This window comes from Flavobacterium aureirubrum (genome assembly GCF_038739835.1).
Taxonomy (GTDB): domain Bacteria; phylum Bacteroidota; class Bacteroidia; order Flavobacteriales; family Flavobacteriaceae; genus Flavobacterium; species Flavobacterium aureirubrum.
Genome location: NZ_JBCGDO010000079.1, coordinates 1 through 798, shown reverse-complemented (window position 1 = coordinate 798; position 798 = coordinate 1). Strand labels below are relative to the sequence as shown.

1 protein-coding gene is annotated in these 798 nt (G+C 28.6%); it reads right to left on the bottom strand.

Annotated features, from left to right (window positions below; all coding sequences use genetic code 11):
- Positions 1-15: 15 nt before the first annotated feature.
- The coding region (locus tag WFZ85_RS16020; RefSeq protein ID WP_342697258.1) for an IS982 family transposase at positions 16-798 on the bottom strand (783 nt) is incomplete at its 5' end.

The following is a 798-nucleotide window of genomic DNA, read 5'->3' as shown; positions in this document are numbered from 1 at the left end:
ACCCGTTGGGTGAAATTAAATTAATTGATTTTTGATGTTATTTATTGGTCTGTCAAAGATAAATTTATTGATATATTGAACCAATGTTAATGCTGTTATTTTTGCTAAAATTCTAGTTTTAAAACCCTCAAAAGTTTTAGCATAATTTCTTCTAATTAAGAACTGGTCACATAATTGAGAAAATAATGTTTCTATTCTTTTTCTTGATTTTTTGAATATGTAAGGTTGTGGTTTATAATTCATTTGATTGATTCTTTTTGGTGTTTCTAATTTGATATTTGCCGATTGAAATAAATCTATTTGAATACTATCAGACAGATAACCTCTATCTCCAAGTAATATACAATCAGACATTTGCTGTTTTATGTTTTTCAAAAAATGCACATCATGAACTTCGGCTTTAGTAATGTCTAATGAATGAAAAACACCAGTAACTGAGCAAACACCATGAAGTTTATATCCGAAGAACCAACTATTTTGGGAAGCACAAAAACCTTTGGAAGGTGCGGTTTCAAAATCGTCTTTACAGATTTTTATCCTGTTATGTCGTGAAAATTTACAAATCTCTAAAGGCATACTGTCAACAATAAAGTAATCTTCAAAACGCAGGAATTGAGACGCTAATTTTGTTCTAATTTGTTCTGAAAATAAAAATAGACTTTTTCGTCTTTTATTAAACTGACTTCGCTCAATTAAATTTGGAATTTCACTTAGAGAAATCTGTTTAAAAAGTGAATTTTCACTATCAATAGACATAAATTCAGCTGTAAAACTCAATGCAACCACTTCTAAATCAGT